A 21,329-nucleotide genomic window follows, 5' to 3' on the forward strand; every position below is an offset into this window, starting at 1 on the left:
CATGGGACGTCGCCCCGGCACATGAGCATCCCACCACACCGTTTCGTACGCGTTGCGGCCGCTCAGTGCCCATAGTGCACGGTCGCCGGGAGGCGGTGACAGCGGCGTCGGCCCGCTCCTTTAAAGTGGTATCTCAGATGCAAGTTTTAGCGGGCCGGGGCACCGGGCCCGCGAGAGGAGGCACCCTTGCTGTCCGACCAGTCCGCCGCCACCGTCCGCGCCACGCTGCCCGCCGTGGGCGCCGCCATCGAGGACATCACCGCGCGCTTCTACGACCGCCTCTTCGCGGCCCACCCCGAACTGCTCCGCGACCTCTTCAACCGCGGCAACCAGGCCGCGGGCAGCCAGCGCCAGGCCCTCGCCGGGTCCATCGCGGCCTTCGCCACGCACCTGGTGGACCACCCGGACGACCGGCCCGACGTGATGCTGGCCCGCGTCGCCCACAAGCACGCGTCGCTCGGCATCACCCCCCGGCAGTACGAGACGGTCCACCGCCACCTCTTCGCGGCCATCGCCGAGGTCCTCGGCGACGCCGTCACGCCCGCGGTCGCGGCGGCCTGGGACGAGGTGTACTGGCTGATGGCGAACGCCCTCATCGCGATCGAGGCCCGCCTTTACGCCGAGCGGGGCATCCTGGCGGGCGCGACCGCGCCGCGCGCGTGGGACGTGGTGGAGCGGATCGAGGAGACGGCCGACGTCGCCACCTTCCGGCTGCGCCCGGCCGACGGCCGCCCCGCGCCCGCCTTCCGCGCGGGCCAGTACGTGTCCGTACGGGTGGAGCTCCCCGACGGGGCCCGGCAGATCCGGCAGTACAGCCTCTCCGGGGCGCCCGGCGGGGACGTGCGGCAGATCAGCGTCAAGCGGGTACGGGGCGGCGCGGGCCCCGACGGCGAGGTCTCGGCCCAGCTGCACGCGCACGTGCGCGCGGGCGACCGGCTGCACCTCTCCGACCCCTACGGCGACCTCGTCCTGGACGACCGGACGGACGCCCCGCTGCTGCTCGCCTCCGCGGGCATCGGCGTCACGCCCCTGGTCGCGATGCTGGCGCGGCTCGCGCACGACGGCCACACCGGGCCCGTCGCCGTCGTGCACGGCGACCGCTCCCCCGCCGACCACGCGCTGCGCGCGGACCAGCTCGCGCACGCGGCCGGACTGCCGGGCGCCACCGTCGACTTCTGGTACGAGCGCCCCGAGCCCGGCCACCGGGCTGACCGCACGGGGCGCGTCGACCTGGCCGCGCTGCCGGTCGCGCCCGGCACGCGCGCGTACCTGTGCGGTCCACTGCCCTTCATGAAGGCGGTGCGCTCCCAGCTCCTGGCCAAGGGGGTCGCGCCCGCCGACATCCACTACGAGGTCTTCGGCCCCGACCTGTGGCTGGCGAGCCCGATCAGCAGCGGCCCGGTCGGCGAGGCCACGATGTCCTCGACGGTGACGGGGTCGAGGGCGGCGTAGAACGCCTCCTGGGCGCGGCGCAGCGCACCCCGCAGCCGGCAGGCGGAGTTCAGCGGGCAGGGCGTCGCGCCCTCGCACTCCACGACGTCCCCCTCGCCCTCGAACTCGCGCACCAGGGCGCCCACGGACGCGGTGCGCCCCGCCCCTGTCAGCGCGAGCCCGCCGCCCCGGCCGCGCCGCGCCTCGACGAGCCCGAGGCCCTTGAGCCGGGCCGCGACCTTGGCGGCGTGCGTGTACGGCACCGCCATGTCGGCGGCGACCTCGCGCGTGGTGGGCGCGGCCCCCGTCCCGGCCGCGTCCGCGACGGCGAGGCGCATCAGCACGCGCAGGGCCAGGTCGGTGGAGTGCAGGAGCCGCATGCGGCGCAGCGTAAGGAATGCGCAGGTCCGGTTCAAATCCTCGGCCGCCGACGGGCCGCGAGCGGACGAACCGGACGGCTGCCCGCCACCGCGTGCTGTATTTGACAGAGCGGCCCTTCCCTCCCGGAGCACGCGGGCTACGATCAACGCACTCGCAACGCCGTTCAGCCCATCCGATCCGTCCCTTTCCGCAGAAGGACACACCATGGGTTCCGCCAAGAAGACGAGCAGCGCCGAACGCAAGGCACGGATACAGGAGATGCAGCGCGCCGAGCGCGCCCGTGAGCGCCGCGCCCGCGCGCTCACCATCACCCTGAGCGCGGTCATCGTCGCCGCGCTCGGCATCGGCAGCTACTTCCTCATCTCGCAGGCCGACGACGATGACGCGGAATCGGGCAAGGCCGGTGACGCGAAGGCGGTGGCGGAGTTCACCCGGTCCAAGGACGGCGAGAAGGTCTGGGACGCCAAGAAGCTGGGCCGCACGCACGTGACGGGCAAGGTGAACTACCCGGTGACGCCGCCGGTGGGCGGCAACCACAACCAGGTGTGGATGAACTGCAACGGCGACGTCTACGCCAAGGAGATCCCGAACGAGAACGCCGTGCACTCCCTGGAGCACGGCTCGGTCTGGGTGACGTACAACGACCAGGCGAAGCCCGCCGACTTGAAGAAGCTCGAGGCGAAGGTCAAGAAGACGCCGTACTCGTTGATGAGCCCGGTCAAGAAGCAGAAGGAGCCGCTGCTCCTGTCGGCCTGGGGCCACCAGCGGGCGGTGACGGGCGCCGACGACCCGAAGGTCGCCACGTTCTTCTCCACGTACGTGCAGGGCAAGCAGACCCCTGAGCCGGGCGCCGCCTGCACCAACGGTCTGGAGCAGTGATGCGGCGCGGCGACTGGCTGATCGGGGCCGTGGCGGGCGCGGTGCTCGCGGCGGGCGGCATCACGGCCGCCGTCGCGTCCACCGACGACTCCTCCTCCGGCTCGGGGCCCGACGGCGCGCCGTCGGGCTCCTCCGCCGACGCGGGCTTCGCCCGGGACATGTCCGTGCACCACCAGCAGGCCGTGGAGATGTCGTACATCGTCCGCGACCGCACCGAGAACGAGGAGATCCGCCGCCTCGCCTACGACATCGCGCAGACCCAGGCCAACCAGCGCGGCATGATGCTCGGCTGGCTCGACCTGTGGGAGCTGCCGAAGGTGTCCGAGGACCCGCCCATGAAGTGGATGGGCATGGACGACGCGACCGCGGGCGAGGACGGGGCGCTGATGCCCGGCATGGCGACGAACGCCCAGATGAAGCGGCTCGGCGAGCTGAACGGGCGCAAGGCGGAGATCTACTACCTCCAGCTGATGACCACCCACCACAAGGGCGGCATCCACATGGCTCAGGGCTGTGTGGAGCGCTGCGGCGTGACCGCGGAGAAGCGGCTGGCCCAAGGGATGGTGGAATCCCAGGAGTCCGAGGTCAAGCTAATGGCCGACCTGCTGAAGGCCCGGGGAGCGAAGCCGTAGGTATTCAGCCCGTCCGGCGTTTGAGGACGAGGCGCGAAGCGCCAATGTCTGTGAGCGGGGGGACGGGGGCGGCAGCCCCCGGTTCGGGAAGGGGCGCCCGCGTGCGGAGCGCGCTAATGGACACAGCGGGGCGCACCGCGAGGGCTAGCGGGCCCGCCACGCCACCCCCGCCCCCCGAACCCCCGCACACAACGGCATCCCCGCCCCGTCCGTGAGCCCCAGCTCCACCACCCCACCCCCCACCGCAAGCACCTCCGCAGGAAGATCCGCGAAGAACAGCTTCGCCCGGCGGAACATCGCGAAGGACCCGCCGGACGGCAGCTCGCCCCAGGTCAGATAGAAGAAGCGGGCCCCGCGCGGGCCCTGCACATGCGGCCCCCTGAAGTCCGCCGTGCCGTCGGGCGCGGTGACCACCCGCACCGAGAACTCCCACACGGCCGACGCCGCGTCCGCCCGGACGAGGCCCTCCGGCTCCTTGCCCCGCTGCACCCCCACGTGGACGTCCCGGAACTCGCCGCACTCCGCCCCGGGCAGATCACGGCCGACGACGCGCAGCGTCAGGGTCTCAGTCATGCCCTCCATCCCACCACGAGGGTCTGACATTCCCGCGCCGGTCCCCGGCCGGGACGGCGTGCACGCGAAGTGGCGGGCGCGGGGCGGCGCGCAGTGCGCCGACGAGTTCGGGGAGAGTACGAGGGCGCCCACTGAGGCGGGGCGGCGCGGGTGATGATGGTCCGGGGCGCGTCCGGCGCCGCGGGCCGGGTGCGTCGTCGGGCGTGTTCGCGGGCGTGTTTTCGGGTGCGTCATCGGGTGCGTCATCGGGTGCGTCATCGGGTGCGTCATCGGGTGAGTTGAGGAGATCAGGCAGTGGGGGAACGGGTCACCATCCGCGATGTGGCCGCGCGCGCGGGGGTCTCCGTAGCGACCGTCTCGCGGGTCCTCGCGGGCAACTACCCGACGTCGGCGGCGTCGCGCGCCAAGGTCCTCCGGGCCGTCAAGGACCTGGACTACGTGGCCAACGCGCACGCGCGCGCGTTGGCGGGCGCCGGGCGCAAGACCATCGCCGTACTCACCTACGACGTGCTCAGCCCGTTCTACGCGTACGTCGCGCAGGGCGTGGAGATGGAGGCGGCCAAGCACGGCAGGCTGACCCTGGTCGCCTCCACGGGCAGCGATCCCGCGCGCGAGCTGGCCCTGGTGCAGATGATGCGCGAGCAGGCCGCCGAGGCCGTGGTCCTCGTCGGCGGCGTCATCGAGGACGACGAGTACCGCGCGCGGATGGCACGGTACGCGCAGGCCCTCGCGGCGGCGGGCTCCCGGCTCGTGCTGTGCGGTCGGCCCGCGCCCGCCCCCGACGTGCCCGCGCTCGTCGTCGAGTACGACAACGAGGCGGGCGCCCACGCCGCGACCAGCCACCTCCTCGGCGCCGGGCACCGGCGGATCGCCCTCATCGGCCACCAGCCCGGCAGCACCACCGGCGAGGCCCGGGTACGGGGCTACCTCCGCGCGCTCGCCGACCACGGCGTGCCCCGCGCGGACGCCCTCGTGCACGGCGTCGGGTTCGGGCCGCACCACGGGTACGAGGCGATCCGCGAGCTGCTCCGCGCGGCGGGCGGGAAGCCCGAGTTCACCGCCGTGTTCGCCGGGGACGACCGGGTGGCGGCGGCGACGGTGGCCGCGCTGCGCGAGCACGGGTTCCGGGTGCCGGACGACATCTCCGTCGTCGGCTACAACGACGACCCCGTGGCCTCCGACCTCACGCCCGCGCTGACCACGGTCCACATCCCCGCCGAGGAGATGGGGCGCACCGCCGTGCGGCTCGCCCTGGCGGGGGCTCCGCCGCGGTCCGGGCCCGAGCGGCATGTGCTGGGGACGCACATCGTGATCCGGTCCAGCGTGCGCTCACTGCCGCGCGGCTGATCCGGCGCCCGGTGCCCACCGCTACCGCGGCGGGGTTCCTTCGGTCTGCGGCTGAGTGCGTGGCTTCCGCCGCTACCGCGGCGGGGGTTTCCCACCCGCCCGCCCGTTCACCCCTGGGCTTCGACACGGTGGCCTCGACGCGTGGCGCTGCGGGTGGGTGGGTGGCTTCCGCCGCCACCGCGCCTCCACGCGTCGCGCTGCGGGTCGGTGGGTTGGGGGGCACTGTTCGCCGTCCCCGCTGTGGGCAGCTGGGCCGCCCAGAGGGCGGGACGGGTGGGCACAGCGCCGAAGCCGCCGGGCGGGCGGGAGGCTCCGGGGGGGGCACCGCGCCGCGCGGAGGGCGGGCCGCTCCGGGGTCACCGCGCCGTGCGGATCGCGGCCGCCACGGCTCGGGTGCGGGAGCGCATCAGGAGGTGGCCCGCCGGGGTGAGGGGGCGGTACGCGGCGTCGAGGGCCGCGGCCAGGGCGCGTTGGCGGGACAGCCAGGGCGACGAAGGGGCCGGGGCGGCGGCCAGGACCGTTACGGGGGCGCCGGGCGGCAGCGCGGCATCGAGGCGGAGCAGGGCCAGTTCATGGGCGACGTCGCCGTACGTGGCGTACTCGACGAGCGCCGCCCGCCACACCCGCGACGCCCCGTACACCCCGCGCACCGCCCGCGGCACGGAGCCGCCCCGCAGCGCGGGCCCCACCGCCCGCGGCACCCCGGCCGCGCCGAGGACCGCCCCGCACGCCCGCGCGGCCCCGACCCGGGCCCCGCGCCCTGGCAGCGCCCGGGTGCGCTCCTCGACGCTGGAGTCGACGAGGACGAGCCCGGCCGTCCGCCGCGGGTACAGGCGCGCGAACGCCTCCGCGTGGAACCCGGCCAGGGAGTGGCCCGCCACCGTCACGGCCCGGCCGCCCAGGCCCACCGCGTCCAGGACCCGGGCGATCCGCGCCGCCTCCCCGGCCAGCGTCGGCGCCCCGCGCCCGGGGGCGCTCAGGCCTAGCCCGGGGCGGTCGAAGACGACGACGGTGCGATCAGGGGCGAGCAGGTCCACGACCGGGTCCCACTCGCACCAGGCGAGCCCGAGGCCCCCGCTCAGCACGCACACGGGGCCCCGTCCGGTCACGCGCACGTGGTGCGGTACGCCGTCGATCGTCACGAACACTCCCCCGGTCACCGCCCGCGCCGCACCAGGCACGCCACCGCCACCAGCCACACGGCGATCGCGAGCACCTGGAGGCGCTGGCCGACGCCGAGCCCCCAGGTGCCGTGCCCGGCGTCGAGGGCGAGGAGGGCCGCCAGGGTCCAGAGGGTGGCGGCGAGTTCGACGGCGACGAGCACCGCGAGCGCCCGCCGCAGCCGCGGCCCGCCCTCCCGGGCGCGCCGCACGGCCGCCGTGAGCAGCACCATCGCGACCAGCGCCCCGGCCACCGCGACGGCGCTGCTGACCGCGTGCGCGGAGTGCGTGGCGGGCACGAGCCCGGCCCGCTCGCGGGCGGCGCAGGCCGCGTCGACGGTGGGGGCGCAGCTCAGCGGGAGCCGGGCGTCGGCGGCGGTGGCGGCGCCGAAGACGACGAGGCCCAGCCAGCCCAGGGTGGCGAGGAGGCGGACCCGGGGCGCGCCGGGCCCGGGGCGCAGCCGCGCCAGGCCGACGAGGGCCCCCGCGCACACCAGCACGCCCGCCGCGAAGTCCACCGCCCGGAAGAAGGCCCCGTACGGCTGGTCCTCGGCGGCCAGTTCGCTGACGTACGTCCGCAGTGGCGAGAGGCCGGTCGGCAGGACGGCTTCGAGGGCCCACGAGGTGTAGGCGGCGGCCCCGAGCACGAGGAGGGCGGCGACGGCGCGGCGGACGGCGGGCGGCGCGCCGGCGGCCTGGGGCTGAGGCTGGGTGGGCATATGTCGATAAAGGCTAGTTGGCGGCATGGGCGCTCCGGTGGTCGGGGTGCACCCACTCCGGTTTGCGGAACTTCAGGAAGGCCGCGGGCGCCGCCACGCCGAGCGCGAGGAGCCCGCCGCCGACGATCAGGAGGTAGCGCCACAGGGGCGCGTCGCCGAACTGGTCCGGCGGCACGAAGCCGATGCCGAGCGCGCAGGCCGAGGCCACGAAGCCGACCCCGGCGACGAGCGTGACGGCGGGCACCACGAAGCCGCGCGGCACATGCGGCTGGGTGACCCGAAGGCGCACCACGGCGAGGAACATCAGCAGGTAGGCGATGAGGTAGATCTGCACGGTGATCACCGAGAACATCCAGTACGCGCTGGAGACGTCGTCGCTGAACGCGTACAGGACGCCGATCAGGGTGGTGATCACGCCCTGCGCGACCATGATGTTCAGCGGCACGCCGTGCTTGTTGGTCTTCTGCAGGAACGGCGGCAGGTACCCCTCCTGCCGCGACAGCGTCACCAGACCCTTGGCGGGTCCCGCGAGCCAGGTGAGCATGCCGCCGAGGGCCGCGAACACGAGCATGATGCCGACGATCTTCGTCAGCCAGCCGACGTGGAAGTGGTCGAAGAACGCCTGGAAGCCCTGCATCAGACCGGCGGTGAGGCTGAGCTGCTCGGACGGCATGACCCAGCTGATGGCGAGGGCCGGAAGGATGAAGATGAGCAGCACCAGGCCGGTGGCCAGGAAGATCGACCGGGGGTACTCGGTGCGCGGCCGCCGCAGCGACGAGACGTGCACGCCGTTCATCTCCATGCCCGCGTAGGACAGGAAGTTGTTGACGATGAGCACCAGGCTGGCGAGTCCCGTCCACGGCGGCAGCCAGTGGTCGGCGGTCATCGGCGCCGCGGGCTCGTTGCCCTGGCCGAGGAAGACGATGCCGAGCGCGATCAGGACGACGCCCGGGATCAGGGTGCCGATCACCAGGCCGAGCGAGGAGAGCCCGGCGACGGTCTTGGTGCCGCGCGACGTGATCCACACGCCGGTCCAGTAGATGACGACGATGACGATGGCCACGTAGAGGCCGTCCTCGGCGAGGCTCGGATGGATGACGTAGGCGAACGTCGAGGCCACGTACGCGAGCAGGCTCGGGTAGTACGCGATGGTCATCGCGAACTGGCACCACACCGCGACGAACCCCATGGGTTTGCCGAGCGCCTCGCTCACCCAGCGGTAGATGCCGCCGGTCCACCCGGAGGCGAGTTCCGCGCCGACGAGCGCGGTGGGCAGCAGGAAGACCACGGCGGGCAGCAGGTAGAGGAAGACGGCGGCGAGGCCGTAGATGGCCATCGCCGGGGAGGGCCGCAGGCTCGCCACCGAGGCGGTCGTCATCAGGGCGAGCGTCACCCACGAGATGAACTGCCGGGAGGTCCCGGTGTCCTCACCGAACTCGGCGGCCTCGTCGGCCGCCGCCGCTTCGCCCGCGCTCTGTCCGGGCTTGTCCGTAGTCGTCATGGGTTCATGATCAATGTTTCTCACGGGGCCCGCACATCGCCCTATACCGGGTAGGGGTAGGCTCGCGCCCATGACCCCGAAGAGGCGCGCGACGAGCTGGAGCGGACTCCTGCTCCTCGCCGCGCTCCTGTTCGGCATCGTGACCATGCATACGCTGGGACATCCCCAGGAGCACGGGGACGGCGGTCCGGCGGCCGGGGAGCACGCGCGCGTGGCGGCGGCCCCCCATCAGGGAGAGGCCCACGCGGGTGCCGCGCTCGCGGGTGCCGCGTCCGCGGCCGCGCTCGCCGCCGGCCCCGAAGTCCCCGCGCACGACACCGGGATGGACCCGCTGTCCGTGTGTCTGGCCGTGCTGGGCGCCGCTCTCGTGTTCGCCCTGCTCGGCGCGGTGGCGGGGCCCCCGCCGACGGCCGCGCCCGCCGGGTCGCCCGCGGGCCTGCGGGCCGCGCCGCGGCCCCGCCCGCCGCCGCCCCGCACCCTGCTCGCCCGCCTGTCCGTGCTGCGCGTTTAGGCCGCCGTACCGGCTGCTTCGCGCTGCCCGCCCCGAGGAGGGAACCTCCCGGGTGTGAGCGGTGTAACAGAAGCAGCGGACGCGCCCACCGCACGCACACGCACCACTCAGTACGGACGAGGTGTCCTCAGTCATGCACACCCCCAATACCCCTCACACCCCTAACACCCCCAACGCGCACACCCCCGCCACACCCCCGCCCTCCGAGCCCGCTCCCGCCGCGTCCACTCCCGCCGCGCGTCCCCCGCGCACCTCGCGCCGCGCCCTGCTCGGCGCGACGCTGGCCACCGCAGGGGCGGGCCTGGTGTCGGCGTGCTCCGGCGGCGGCTCGCACTCCGGCCACGGCGGCAAGGGCACGCCCGCCGCCGCCAAGGGCTATGTGTCGCCCACCGGCCGCGAGGTCGCCGCCGCCGAGAAGGAGCGCCCCGGCGGCGGGCGGCTGCGCGAGCTGAAGCTCATGGCCATGCCGACGACGCTCGACCTGGGCGGCCGCACGGTCAGGACCTGGGCGTACGGAGAGGACTTGCCCGGCAAGGAGATCCGCGCGACGGCGGGCGACACCCTGTCGCTCACCCTCGCCAACCACCTACCGGAGCCCACCAGCCTGCACTGGCACGGCCTGGCCCTGCGCAACGACATGGACGGCGTCCCCGGCCTCACCCAGCGGCCGGTCAAGCCCGGCGGGGACTTCACGTACCGCTTCAAGGTCCCCCACCCGGGGACGTACTGGTTCCACCCCCACTCCGGCACCCAGCAGGACCGCGGCCTTTACGCCCCATTGATCATCGAGGACCCGAGGGAACCCCTGTCCTACGACAAGGAATGGGTGATCGTCCTGGACGACTGGGTCGACGGGGTGGACGGCTCCACTCCGGACGCGGTCCTCGCCGAACTGCGGGGCGGCATGGACATGGGTGGCGGCATGGACCACGGCGGCGGGTCGGGCGGGTCGAGCGATTCAGGCGATTCGGGCGGCTCGGGCGGCTCGGGCGGCTCGGGCGGCTCGGGTCACGAAGGGCACATGTCCCGGACTTCGGCGACCAGCGCCAAGGCCTCCCCCGAGCCCGAACCCAAGCCCAAGCCCAAGCCCACAGGCCCTTCGCGCATGCTCATGGGCTCCAAGAGCGACCTCCTCGGCCCGGACGCGGGCGACGTGGCCTACCCGCACTACTTGATCAACGGCCGCACCCCCAAGGCCCCGTCCTCCTTCCGCGCCCGTCCGGGCGACCGCGTCCGCCTTCGCCTGATCAACGCGGGCGGCGACACGGCCTTCCGGGTGGCGCTCGGCGGGCACGAGCTCACGGTCACGCACACGGACGGCTTCCCGGTGCGCCACCGCCGCACGGACGCGCTCCTGCTCGGCATGGGCGAGCGGTACGACGTCCTGGTCACCGTCAAGGACGGCGTCTTCCCCCTGACGGCCGTGGCCGAGGGCAAGAAGGCGGCGGCCCAGGCGGTGCTCCGCACGGGTGACGGCAGGGCGCCGTCGCCGTCCGCGCGCCCCAAGGAGCTGACCGGCCGCGTCCTGCGCGCCGAGCAGCTCACGGCGGACGACTCCGTCGCCCTCAAGCCCAAGGACCCGGACCGCACCCTCAAGATCCGGCTCACGGGCGGCATGAGGAAGTACGACTGGGCCTTCGACGGCAAGCCCTACGCCCCGGACCAGCGCCACCCGGTGCGCGCGGGCGAGCACGTCCGCGTCGAGTTCGCCAACGCCACCTCGATGTGGCACCCCCTGCATCTGCACGGCCACACCTTCGCCCTCGCGGGCTCGCCCGGGCGCCCCCGCAAGGACACGGCGATCGTGCTGCCGAACGGCCGCCTGACGGTGGACTTCGACGCCGACAACCCGGGCCTGTGGATGATCCACTGCCACAACGTGTACCACGCGGAGGCAGGCATGATGACGGTCCTCGGCTATCGCACCTGACCCCCGGACGCCGCCGCGGCGTCACGCTCCTGGGTGGGCCTCGGGCCCATCCAGGGGCATCGCGTCGAGGTGACGATTACACTGATTCCGTGCCTCAACTACGCCTCGCCCTGAATCAGATCGACTCGACCGTCGGCGATCTCACCGGGAACGCCGAAGCGGTCCACCGCTCGGTCCGGCACTCCGTCGAGCAGGGGGCGCACCTCGTCGCGTTCCCGGAGATGGCGCTGACCGGCTATCCGGTGGAGGACCTCGCCCTGCGGCCCTCCTTCGTGACGGCCTCCCGGCAGGCCCTGCACGCGCTCGCGGCCCGGCTCGGCGACGACGACCTCGGTGAAGTGCCCGTCGTCGTCGGCTATCTGGACCGCTGCGAGGAGGCCAAGCCGCGCTACGGCCAGCCCGCGGGCGCGCCCCGCAACGCGGCGGCCGTGCTGCACCGCGGCGCGGTGGCGCTCACCTTCTCCAAGCACCACCTGCCCAACTACGGCGTCTTCGACGAGTTCCGCTACTTCGTCCCCGGCGAGACGCTCCCCATGATCCGCGTGCACGGCGTGGACGTGGCGCTCGCGATCTGCGAGGACCTGTGGCAGGACGGCGGACGCGTCCCCGCGGCGCGCACGGCGGGCGCGGGCCTGCTGCTCTCCATCAACGCCTCGCCGTACGAGCGCAACAAGGACGACCAGCGTCTCGACCTGGTCCGCAAGCGGGCCCAGGAGGCGGGCTGCACCACGGCGTACCTGGCGATGACGGGCGGCCAGGACGAGTTGGTCTTCGACGGCGACTCGATCGTCGTGGACAAGGACGGCGAAGTCGTCACGCGCGCCCCGCAGTTCACCGAGGGCTGTGTGGTCCTCGACCTGGAGCTCCCGGCGGCCGCGGCGAAGGCACCCTCGGGCATCGTCGACGACGGCCTGCGCGTCGAGCACGTCACGCTCTCCGCCGACCCGCTGCCCCCGTACGAGCCGGAGCACACCGGCGGCTACGCGGAGCGCCTCGACGATGACGAGGAGGTCTACTCGGCCCTGGTCACGGGCCTGCGCGCGTACGTGAGGAAGAACGGCTTCCGGTCGGTGCTCATCGGCCTGTCCGGCGGCATCGACTCGGCGCTCGTGGCGGCGCTGGCCTGCGACGCGCTCGGCGCCGAGAACGTGTACGGGGTCGCGATGCCGTCCCGCTACTCCTCCGAGCACTCCCTCGGCGACGCCCAGGAGCTGGCCCGGCGCACCGGCCTGCACCTGCGCACCGTGCCGATCGCGCCGATGTTCGACGCGTACATGGAGTCCCTTGACCTGACCGGGCTCGCCGAGGAGAACCTCCAGTCGCGCCTTCGGGGCACGACGCTGATGGCGATCTCCAACCAGGAGGGGCACATCGTGCTCGCCCCCGGCAACAAGTCCGAGCTCGCGGTGGGGTATTCGACGCTGTACGGCGACTCGGTGGGCGCGTACGGGCCCATCAAGGACGTGTACAAGACCGATGTCTTCCGGCTCGCGAAGTGGCGTAACCGGGCGGCGGCCGAGCGCGGCGAGACGCCGCCGATCCCGGAGAACTCCATCGCCAAGCCGCCGAGCGCCGAGCTGCGCCCGGGCCAGGTCGACACGGACTCGCTGCCGGACTATCCCGTCCTGGACGGCATCCTGGAGCTGTACGTGGACCGGGACCAGGGCGCGGACGCGATCGCCACCGCGGGCTACGACGCGGATCTTGTCGTCAAGACGCTGCGGATGGTGGACGCCGCCGAGTACAAGCGGCGGCAGTATCCGCCGGGGACGAAGATCTCCGCGAAGGGCTTCGGCAAGGACCGGCGCCTCCCGGTCACCAACGCGTGGCGGGAGCGGCTTTAGCCTGCGGGCGCGTGGGGGTTTCCCGCCGCTACCGCGGCGGGTTTTCCTCCCACCCGCCCACCCGTTCACCGTCCAGCTTCGACACGGCGGCCTCGACGCGTAGCGCTGCGGGTGGGTGGGTGCACATTCTCGCCGTCCCCGCTGTGGGCAGCTGGTCCGCCCAGAGGGCGGAACGGGTGGGCACAGCACCGAAGCCGCCGGGCGCCGGATCAGCGCCGGGCCGTCCGGGAAGGCACCCGCCGAGCCCGCGCCACCACCCTCCCCGAGCCCGCCGCAGGCGCCCGGTGGTCGACCGCGTACGCCAGCGCCGCCACCCCCAGGCCGAGCACGGCGAGCGCCGCCCCGGCCACCGCGGGCGAGGTCACGCCGAAGCCCGCCGCGAGGGCGAGCCCGCCGATCCAGGCGCCTCCGGCGTTCGCCAGGTTGAACGCGCCCTGGTTGGCGGACGAGGCCAGCGAGGGCGCGGCGGCCGCCTTCTCCATGACCATCAGCTGCAGCGGCGAGCCCGTGACGAAGGCCGCCATGCCGAGGAGGGTCACCCCGACGGCGGCGCTCCACTCGGCCTTCATGAGGAGCGGGAAGAGGAGCAGGACGACGGCCAGCGAGGTCAGGCCGCCGAAGAGGGTGCCGCGCAGGGAGTGGTCGGCGAGCCGCCCGCCGAGCAGGTTGCCCGCGGTGGCGCCGACGCCGAAGAGCGCGAGCAGCAGCGTCACGCTGGCCTCGGCGAACCCCGCCGCGTCGGTGAGCATCGGCGTGACGTAGCTGTACGCGGCGAACAGCGCCCCGAAGCCCGCGACGGTCGTCCCGAGCGCGAGCCACACCGGCAGCGAGCCGAGCGCCCGCAGCTCCCCGCGCAGGCCCACGGCCTGGCCGTGCCCGTGGTCGGCGGGGACGAGCAGGGCGAGCGCGGCGATGGCGGCGAGCCCGATCGCGCTGACGGCGAGGAACGTGGCGCGCCAGCCGAGCTGCTGCCCCATGAGCGTGGCGACGGGCACGCCGACAACGTTGGCGACGGTGAGCCCGAGGAACATCAGGGACACCGACCGGGCCTTGCGCTCGGGCGCGACGAGCCCGGTGGCGACGACCGCGCCGACGCCGAAGAACGCCCCGTGCGGCAGGCCGCTGAGGAAGCGGGCGGCGAGGAGCAGGTGGTAGTCCGGGGCGGCGGCGGACAGCGCGTTGCCGACGACGAACAAGACCATCAGGCCGATCAGGACGCGGCGCCGGGGCAGCCGCGCGGTGACGGCGGCCAGCAGCGGCGCGCCGATGACGACACCGAGGGCGTACGCGGAGACGAGGTGCCCCGCGGTGGGGATGGACAGGTGCAGGTCGTCCGCGACGTTGGGCAGCAGGCCCATCATCACGAACTCGGTGGTGCCGATGCCGAAGGCGCCCACGGCGAGGGCGAGCAGGGCCAGGGGCATGGGGACGTACTACCTTCCGAGCGGCCCCGCGCGGGGACGGGAGACCTGCGCGGGACGGGAGAACCGGGGAACCATTTAGTTTACGTACCGAATGAAGGTGCCCGTGCCGAGTGCCGCGCGAGGTCAGGACCGCGTACCGGTCAGAGATCGACCTTGGCGGCCACCGGCAGATGGTCGCTGTTCGTCCGCGGCAGGGTCCAGGAAGACACCGGCTCGACGCCCTTGACCATGATCTGGTCGATGCGGGCCATCGGGAACGAGGCGGGCCAGCTGAAGCCGAAGCCGTTGCCCGCGGCGCCCTGGGTGGAGCGCAGCTGGGAGGTGACGGCGTTGAGCGCGCGGTCGTTCATCGTGCCGTTGAGGTCGCCGAGCAGGATGACCTTGCCGATCCGCTCGTGGGCGATGGCCTCGCCGAGCGCGTCGGCGCTGTCGTCGCGCTGGCCCGCGGTGAAGCCCGCGTCGAGCTTGACCCGTACCGAGGGCAGGTGCGCGACGTAGACGGCGACCTCGCCCTGGGGCGTGTTCACGGTCGTGCGCATCGCCCGGGTCCAGCCCAGCTTGATGTCGACGGGCTTGGTGGCGGTCAGCGGATACTTGCTCCACAGGCCGACGGTGCCCTGCACGGAGTGGTACTTGTACGTGCCCTCGAGGGCCTTCTCGTACGTGGGGACCGCCGCCGAGGTGAGCTCCTCCAGGGCGACGACGTCGGCGCCGGAGGCGGCGACGTCGCGGGCGGTGGCGGCCGGGTCGGGGTTGTCTGCGTTCACGTTGTGGGTGACCACGGCGAGGTCGCCGCCGCTGCCCGACTTGTCGGTGACGAGGCCGCCGAAGGCGTCGAGCCAGACGATCACCGGGAGCAGCAGGGCGATCAGCGCGGTCGCGGACTTGCGTACGACGGCGATGACGAGCAGCACCGGGACGAAGACGCCGAGCCATGGCAGGAACGTCTCGGTGAGGCTGCCGAGGTTGCCCACGCCGTTGGGGATCTGGGCGTGCAGCAGCATCACCAGACCGATCACGACCGCGAATCCGGCGGTGACGAGTCCGCGTCGCCAGATGCCCCGGTCGCCGCGCCAGCCGTCGATGAATCGCCGCAGGGGGGAGCCCTGGCGCTCGGGCCGCGAGCTGCCGCTGTCCGTCTCCGCCTTGTACGCCTGCGCCATACTCTCGTCGCCTCACTGACTGCCGTGCATACCGTCCCCCGCCCCTGGAACCCTAGGCGATGATCCGGTGTCGTCCCCGCCGTCCTGGACGGCCGTACGGAACCGAGGACGGCAGGGGGCGCGCGACAGGTTCCGCTTACGCCCCCACAGTCCGCACTCTGTGACGAAACGCGCATATTGCCCGTGACTCCGGGGCACTTGAGGGGCGCCACGCTAACATCCCGCGCCGTCGTTGGGAGGGCGTCAGGAGGGACGGAGTCCGTCGAGGACCATGTCGACCACGCGCTCCGCGAGGTCGTCGTCGAGCGGGGCGTCGGAGCGCATCACGGTGCGCACCAGCATGGGGCCGACGAAGAGCTCGTGGGCGAGGCCGAGGTCGACGTCCGCGCGCAGCTCGCCGTTCTCCACGCCGCGGCGCAGGACGTCCTGGGCCCGGCGGCGCTGCGGCTCGATGACCGTCGCGTGGTAGGCGTCCCAGAGCTTGGGCAGAGTCTTCATCTGCGCGAACACGTTGTGCAGGATCGCCGACGAGCGCAGGTTCAGACCGCGGCGGCGGATCTGCTCCAGGAGGACGACGAGGTCGTCGCGCATGGAGGTGCCGGGCAGCACGGCGGGCGGCGCCTCCAGGGTGCGCAGGACGTCGACGAAGATCTCCTCCTTGCCGCTCCAGCGGCGGTAGATCGTGGCCTTGCCGACGCCCGCGGTGCGGGCGATCCGCTCGATGGACAGGTCGGCGAGCGGCGTGCCCTCCTCGATGAGCCGGATGACCCCCTCGAGGATCGCCCGTTCGACGGCCTCGCTGCGGGGCCGCCCACGGGCGGCTCGTACGGCAGGGGTCTGCTCCACGGTGTCGGCTCCTCTGCGGTTCGGGGGTGCCCATTTTCCCTGGTCCGGCGGCCGGGGGCAGCCCCCGGCCGCCGGACCGGGCCACGGCCCCCGACGGCCTGCCACCGTCACCCGCGCGCGGGTTCCGGCTCCCGGTCCTCGGTGCCCGGCGCGTCCGGTGCGTCCGGCGCCGGGTCCTGGGGCTGCTTGCCCGGCAGGAACAGGGCCACGACGAGCACCCCGATGAGGGCGACGCCCGCGCCGCACAGGGCGGTGACGTGCATCGCGTGCAGGAAGGAGTCATGGGCGGCGGAGACCAGGGCCTCGCCGCGCGGGCCCAGGTGCGCGGCCGCGCCGAGCGTCGCCTCGATCGACTCGCCCGCCGCGTGCCGGGAGCCCTCGGGCAGCGACTTCAGCTCGTCCTCCACGCCGCCGCGGTACGCCGTGGAGAGCACGGAGCCGAGCACCGCGATGCCGAGCGCGCCGCCGACCTGGCGGAAGGTGTTGCTGAGCGCGGAGGCGGAGCCCGCCTTCTCGCGCGGCAGCGCCTGCATGATGACGACGCTGGTGGGCGTCATGATGTGCGCCATCCCGGTGCCCATGAGGAAGAAGACGACCTCCAGGATCCAGATCGGCGTGTCGGCGTCGAGGATCGTGAACGCGGCCAGGGTCACGGCGATCAGGGCCAGGCCGCCGACGCAGGTGGCGCGCACGCCGAAGCGGTCGACGACGAGCCGGGCCCGGGGCGCGAAGATCAGCTGCGCGGCGGCGAGCGGCAGCATCAGCAGACCGGTCTCAAGCGGCGAGTAGCCGCGCACGCTCTGGGTGTAGAAGACGGCGAAGAAGGTCACGCCGAGCAGGGCGAAGAAGACCAGGGCGATCGCGGTGATCGCCGCCGAGAAGACGCGGTTCTTGAAGTACGAGACGTCGATGGACGGGTGGTCCGACCGCTTCTCGTACCAGACGAAGCCGACGAGGACGGCGAGGCCGCCGAGGACCGTCGCGAGGACCGCGGGGTCGGTGAAGTCGGCCAGCTGGCCGCCCTTGATGATGCCGTAGACGAGCAGCACGAGGCCGATGACGGACAGGACGACGCCGACCAGGTCGATCCGGCCCGGCTTGGGGTCCCTGGAGTCCGGCACGAGCCAGATCATGAGGCCGACGGCGACGATGACGATCGGCACGTTGATGAGGAAGACCGAGCCCCACCAGAAGTGGTCGAGCAGCACACCGCCGGTGATCGGGCCGATGGCGACGGCCAGGCCGACGCCCGCCGCCCAGATGCCGATGGCCTTGGGCTGCTCCTCGCGCTCGAAGACGTTCATGAGGATGGCGAGCGTCGCGGGCATCACGAAGGCGGCGCCGAGGCCCATCACCCCGCGGAACGCGATGAGTTCGAGCGGGGACCCCGACTGGGCGGCGAACGCCGAGGCGACGCCGAAGACGGCGAGCCCGGCGAGCAGCATCTTCTTGCGGCCGAGGCGGTCGCCGAGCAGGCCCGCGGTGAACAGCAGTCCGGCGAAGACGAGCGTGTAGGAGTTGATGGCCCACTCCAGCTCGCCCTGGGTGGCGCCGAGGCCGGTGGGTTCGGGCGTGGAGATGGTCTTGATGGCGACGTTCAGGATGGAGTTGTCGAGGACGACGATCAGCAGGCTGAGCATCAGGACGCCGAGGATCGCCCAGCGCCGCTGGTGGACGGCCTCCGGTATCCGAGGGGTGCCGGGGACGGCAGGTGTGGTCATGGCTCCACACCCTAGGCCCATTTCGATACGAGACCGTCTCGTATTGGAAATACTGGGAAAGACTTTGCCGGGGCTTTCCCTCAGAAAGTGGCCGAAAAGAACCCCTCTAGCCTCCGGGCGGCACGCGATGCCACCATGGACGTGATCCGGGGACGCCGTCAGGGCGCCTCGAGACGACAGAAGGAGCCGTTGCGATGACGCAACTCACGGCTGCCCAGACCTCTGCCCAGAGCGGGCGGAACACCGACAGCAGCAAGGCGCTGTACGGCGGCAAGGGCACGCGCCGCATCACGGTCCGCGACATCACCGCCGCCAAGGAGCGCGGCGAGAAGTGGCCGATGCTCACCGCGTACGACGCGATGACCGCGTCCGTCTTCGACGAGGCCGGGATCCCGGTCATGCTCGTCGGCGACTCGGCGGGCAACTGCCACCTGGGGTACGAGACCACCGTGCCCGTCACCCTCGACGAGATCGCCGTGCTCTCCGCGGCGGTCGTACGGGGCACGAGCCGTGCCCTGGTCGTCGCCGACCTGCCCTTCGGCTCGTACCAGGAGGGCCCGGTGCAGGCCCTCAGGTCCGCGACGCGCCTGGTGAAGGAGGCGGGCGTCGGCGCCGTGAAGCTGGAGGGCGGCGAGCGCTCCCTGGCCCAGACCGAGCTGCTCGTGCGGTCCGGCATCCCGGTCATGTCCCACCTGGGGCTCACCCCCCAGTCCGTGCACACCATGGGCTACCGCGTCCAGGGCCGCGGCGAGGAGGCGGCCCACCAGCTGGTGCGCGACGCCAAGGCCGCCGAGGCCGCGGGCGCGTTCGCGGTGGTGCTCGAACTCGTACCGGCCGAGCTGGCCGCCGAGGTCACGCGCTCGCTGCACATCCCGACCGTCGGCATCGGCGCGGGCGTCGACTGCGACGCCCAGGTCCTGGTGTGGACCGACATGCTCGGCCTCACCGGCGGCAAGATGCCGCGCTTCGTCAAGCAGTACGCCGATCTGCGCGCGGTGATGGGCGGCGCCGCCAAGGCGTTCGCCGAGGACGTGGTGGGGGGAGCGTTTCCGGCCGCCGAGCACTCCGTGCACTAGGCACCCGGCACGACGTGCCTGAAGCGCCGTCGTGAGGAAGCCACCGTGTGGTACCACCGGCAGCCCGCCGACCGTCCCCCGTCGGCGGGCTGCCGTCTTCCCGGCGTCGGCGGGCCGCCGCCTTCCCGGCCGGACCGGCGCCGAATCCCGCTCGTACGGCTGAGATTCCTGTCGGGAGATCTGCCAGCAGTTGCGGTTTTTGTCCAGAGGGGCGCCGTCTGCCTGTAGGAGATCTGTCGGTGGATTGTCGGTGGCGGCTGCTCTCATGGACGGCATGACACGCATCGACAACGAGCCCCAGCGAGGAGCGGGCGGCACGGACAGTGCCGTCTCGGTACGGGGGCTGGTCAAGCACTACGGCGAGACCAAGGCGCTGGACGGAGTCGACCTCGACGTCCGCGAGGGCACGGTCCTCGGCGTCCTGGGCCCGAACGGCGCCGGCAAGACCACGCTCGTACGCTGCCTCTCCACCCTGATCATCCCCGACTCCGGCAGCGCCGTCGTCGCGGGCTACGACGTCCTGCGCCAGCCGCGCCAGCTGCGCCGCGTCATCGGCCTCACCGGCCAGTACGCGTCGGTGGACGAGAAGCTCACGGGCTACGACAACCTGTACATGATCGGGCGCCTGCTCGACCTGCCCCGCAAGGAGTCCCGCGCGCGGGCCCACTCCCTCCTGGAGCGCTTCTCGCTGACCGAGGCCGCCAAGCGCCCGGCGCGGACGTACTCCGGCGGCATGCGCCGCCGCCTCGACCTCGCGGCGTCGATGATCGGCAGCCCGGCCGTGCTGTATCTGGACGAGCCCACCACGGGCCTGGACCCGCGCACGCGCAACGAGGTCTGGGACGAGGTCCGGCGCATGGTCCGCGAGGACGGCGTGACCGTGCTCCTCACCACCCAGTACATGGAGGAGGCCGAGCAGCTCGCCAGCGAGCTCACGGTCATCGACCGCGGCAAGGTCATCGCGGGCGGCCGCGTCGAGGAGCTGAAGGCGAAGGTCGGCGGCCGCACCCTGCGCATCCGCCCGGCCGACCCGCTGCAGCTGCGCCCCACCGCCGCGGCGCTCGACGAGGCGGGCCTGACCGGCCTCGCCACCACGACGGTCGACGCCGAGGCGGGCACGGTCCTGGTGCCGATCCTCAGCGACGAACAGCTCACCGCGGTCGTCGCCCTGCTCTCCGCGCGCGGCATCACGCTCGCCGACATCGCCACCGAACTTCCCAGCCTGGACGAGGTGTTCCTGTCCCTGACCGGCCACAAGGCCAGTCCGCAGCAGGACGCCGCGACCACCGAGGCCGCCAAGGCCACCGAGTACGAGGAGGCCGCCGCATGAGCGCGACCGCAGTCAAGGCGCCCCCGGCGCCCCCGAGCCCGGCCGTGCCGCGCACGGACCGCGCCGACACCCGCATCGGCCCGCGCGCGCACGTGCGCCACACCAGCGCCCTGGTGCGCCGCAACCTCCTGTGGATCAAGCAGGACGTCGAGTCGATGTTCGACGCGGTCCTGATGCCGATCGTCTTCACGCTGCTTTTCGTGTACGTCTTCGGCGGCTCCGTCGGCCAGGCGCTCGGCGGCGGCCGCGAGGAGTACATCCAGTATGTGATCCCCGGCCTGATGGCCATGATGGGGATGAACATGGCCATGGGCGTGGGCACCGGCTTCAACCAGGACTTCCAGACCGGCGTCATGGACCGCTTCCGGTCCCTGCCGATCGGACGCTCCTCGGTGATGATCGCCAAGATCGTGGTCGAGCTCATGCGCATGCTGATAGCCACCACGATCCTGTTGATCGTCGCCCTGTGCATCGGCTTCTCGGTGGAGAGCGTCCCCGGGCTGCTCGCTGCCGTCGGCCTCGCCATGGTCTTCGGGATCGGGCTGATGTGGATCTTCCTCACCATGGGTGTCGTCATGAAGAGCGCCCAGGCCATCCAGGGCATGGGCTTCCTGGTGCTGCTGCCGATGCAGTTCGGCTCGTCGATCTTCGCGCCGACCTCGTCCATGCCCGGCTGGCTCCAGGCGTTCACGGACTACAACCCGCTGTCGTCCCTCGCGGACGCCGCGCGCGGCCTGATGAACGGCGGCCTGCCGGTGGCGCACGACGTGTGGGTGACGCTCGGCTGGTCCGTGCTGCTCACGGCGGTCATGGCGCCCATCGCGATCCACAAGTTCCGCACCAAGACGTGACGTTCACCGG

General features: G+C 72.9%; 19 protein-coding genes. 10 read left to right on the top strand and 9 right to left on the bottom strand.

Going from position 1 to position 21,329, the window contains the following annotated elements:
* Window positions 1-186 precede the first annotated feature (186 nt).
* Window positions 187-1,452, top strand: coding sequence for a globin domain-containing protein (locus AC07A4_RS30005; RefSeq protein ID WP_478604500.1), 1,266 nt, complete (start codon window positions 187-189; stop codon window positions 1,450-1,452).
* Here the strand turns inward: AC07A4_RS30005 and AC07A4_RS30010 are convergent.
* Complete coding sequence (locus tag AC07A4_RS30010; RefSeq protein ID WP_478604503.1) at window positions 1,347-1,811, bottom strand: Rrf2 family transcriptional regulator; 465 nt, start codon at window positions 1,809-1,811, stop codon at window positions 1,347-1,349. The genes AC07A4_RS30005 and AC07A4_RS30010 overlap by 106 nt on opposite strands.
* A gap of 205 nt (window positions 1,812-2,016) precedes the next feature.
* On the opposite strand from AC07A4_RS30010, the gene AC07A4_RS30015 reads away from it, so the two are divergent.
* Both AC07A4_RS30015 and AC07A4_RS30020 read left to right on the top strand, forming a co-directional pair.
* Complete coding sequence (locus tag AC07A4_RS30015) at window positions 2,017-2,691, top strand: DUF3105 domain-containing protein (protein ID WP_478604506.1); 675 nt, start codon at window positions 2,017-2,019, stop codon at window positions 2,689-2,691.
* Window positions 2,691-3,323 (top strand): DUF305 domain-containing protein, encoded by a 633-nt coding sequence (locus tag AC07A4_RS30020; protein WP_478604509.1) that lies wholly within the window; start codon window positions 2,691-2,693, stop codon window positions 3,321-3,323. Before AC07A4_RS30015 ends, AC07A4_RS30020 begins: the two co-directional genes overlap by 1 nt.
* 144 nt (window positions 3,324-3,467) lie before the next feature.
* On the opposite strand, the gene AC07A4_RS30025 is transcribed toward AC07A4_RS30020, so the two are convergent.
* On the bottom strand, window positions 3,468-3,896 hold the full coding sequence (locus AC07A4_RS30025; RefSeq protein WP_478604512.1) for a DUF5990 family protein: 429 nt from the start codon (window positions 3,894-3,896) through the stop codon (window positions 3,468-3,470).
* A 294-nt stretch (window positions 3,897-4,190) separates the two neighbouring features.
* On the opposite strand from AC07A4_RS30025, the gene AC07A4_RS30030 reads away from it, so the two are divergent.
* Window positions 4,191-5,243, top strand: a complete 1,053-nt coding sequence (locus AC07A4_RS30030; protein WP_478604515.1) for a LacI family DNA-binding transcriptional regulator — start codon at window positions 4,191-4,193, stop codon at window positions 5,241-5,243.
* 356 nt (window positions 5,244-5,599) lie between these two features.
* Here the strand turns inward: AC07A4_RS30030 and AC07A4_RS30035 are convergent, their stop codons facing one another.
* Genes AC07A4_RS30035 through gadC form a run of 3 tightly spaced genes read right to left on the bottom strand, consistent with a single transcriptional unit; the run spans window position 5,600 to window position 8,623 of the window.
* Window positions 5,600-6,379, bottom strand: a complete 780-nt coding sequence (locus AC07A4_RS30035) for an alpha/beta fold hydrolase (RefSeq protein ID WP_478605032.1) — start codon at window positions 6,377-6,379, stop codon at window positions 5,600-5,602.
* A gap of 20 nt (window positions 6,380-6,399) precedes the next feature.
* Complete coding sequence (locus tag AC07A4_RS30040; RefSeq protein ID WP_478604517.1) at window positions 6,400-7,122, bottom strand: DUF998 domain-containing protein; 723 nt, start codon at window positions 7,120-7,122, stop codon at window positions 6,400-6,402.
* Window positions 7,123-7,135: 13 nt separating this feature from the next.
* Window positions 7,136-8,623, bottom strand: coding sequence for a glutamate/gamma-aminobutyrate antiporter GadC (gadC, locus tag AC07A4_RS30045; protein WP_478604519.1), 1,488 nt, complete (start codon window positions 8,621-8,623; stop codon window positions 7,136-7,138).
* Between the two features lie 70 nt (window positions 8,624-8,693).
* Between gadC and AC07A4_RS30050 the strand changes: the two genes are divergently transcribed.
* The 3 genes from AC07A4_RS30050 to AC07A4_RS30060 all read left to right on the top strand — a co-directional run bounded on the left by AC07A4_RS30050 (window position 8,694) and on the right by AC07A4_RS30060 (window position 12,908).
* Window positions 8,694-9,134 carry a hypothetical protein gene (locus AC07A4_RS30050; protein ID WP_478604522.1) on the top strand — a complete coding sequence of 147 codons (441 nt, stop codon included), beginning with the start codon at window positions 8,694-8,696 and terminating at the stop codon, window positions 9,132-9,134.
* A gap of 133 nt (window positions 9,135-9,267) precedes the next feature.
* The gene (locus AC07A4_RS30055) at window positions 9,268-11,064 is read left to right on the top strand and encodes a multicopper oxidase family protein (protein WP_478604525.1); all 1,797 of its coding nucleotides are present in this window, start codon (window positions 9,268-9,270) and stop codon (window positions 11,062-11,064) included.
* An 89-nt stretch (window positions 11,065-11,153) separates the two neighbouring features.
* Entirely contained in the window at window positions 11,154-12,908 is a 1,755-nt protein-coding gene (locus tag AC07A4_RS30060; protein ID WP_478604528.1) for an NAD+ synthase, read from the top strand.
* Between the two features lie 209 nt (window positions 12,909-13,117).
* Here AC07A4_RS30060 and AC07A4_RS30065 read toward each other — a convergent pair whose 3' ends face one another.
* The 4 genes from AC07A4_RS30065 to AC07A4_RS30080 form a co-directional block, all read right to left on the bottom strand.
* Entirely contained in the window at window positions 13,118-14,332 is a 1,215-nt protein-coding gene (locus AC07A4_RS30065) for an MFS transporter (RefSeq protein ID WP_478604530.1), read from the bottom strand.
* A 140-nt stretch (window positions 14,333-14,472) separates the two neighbouring features.
* Window positions 14,473-15,495: an endonuclease/exonuclease/phosphatase family protein gene (locus AC07A4_RS30070; protein ID WP_478604533.1), complete on the bottom strand. Its 1,023-nt coding sequence runs from the start codon at window positions 15,493-15,495 to the stop codon at window positions 14,473-14,475.
* Between the two features lie 243 nt (window positions 15,496-15,738).
* Window positions 15,739-16,341 (bottom strand): TetR/AcrR family transcriptional regulator, encoded by a 603-nt coding sequence (locus tag AC07A4_RS30075; protein ID WP_478604535.1) that lies wholly within the window; start codon window positions 16,339-16,341, stop codon window positions 15,739-15,741.
* A 107-nt stretch (window positions 16,342-16,448) separates the two neighbouring features.
* Window positions 16,449-18,062 (bottom strand): DHA2 family efflux MFS transporter permease subunit, encoded by a 1,614-nt coding sequence (locus tag AC07A4_RS30080; RefSeq protein ID WP_478604538.1) that lies wholly within the window; start codon window positions 18,060-18,062, stop codon window positions 16,449-16,451.
* A gap of 194 nt (window positions 18,063-18,256) precedes the next feature.
* Between AC07A4_RS30080 and panB the strand changes: the two genes are divergently transcribed.
* The 3 genes from panB (at window position 18,257) to AC07A4_RS30095 (ending at window position 21,319) form a co-directional block, all read left to right on the top strand.
* The gene (gene panB / locus AC07A4_RS30085) at window positions 18,257-19,138 is read left to right on the top strand and encodes a 3-methyl-2-oxobutanoate hydroxymethyltransferase (RefSeq protein WP_478604541.1); all 882 of its coding nucleotides are present in this window, start codon (window positions 18,257-18,259) and stop codon (window positions 19,136-19,138) included.
* A 265-nt stretch (window positions 19,139-19,403) separates the two neighbouring features.
* Window positions 19,404-20,468 carry an ATP-binding cassette domain-containing protein gene (locus AC07A4_RS30090; protein ID WP_478605034.1) on the top strand — a complete coding sequence of 355 codons (1,065 nt, stop codon included), beginning with the start codon at window positions 19,404-19,406 and terminating at the stop codon, window positions 20,466-20,468.
* Window positions 20,465-21,319, top strand: a complete 855-nt coding sequence (locus AC07A4_RS30095) for an ABC transporter permease (protein WP_478604544.1) — start codon at window positions 20,465-20,467, stop codon at window positions 21,317-21,319. Before AC07A4_RS30090 ends, AC07A4_RS30095 begins: the two co-directional genes overlap by 4 nt.
* The last annotated feature ends 10 nt before the right edge of the window (window positions 21,320-21,329 follow it).

The sequence above is a fragment of the Streptomyces sp. NPDC043996 genome, assembly GCF_056435225.1.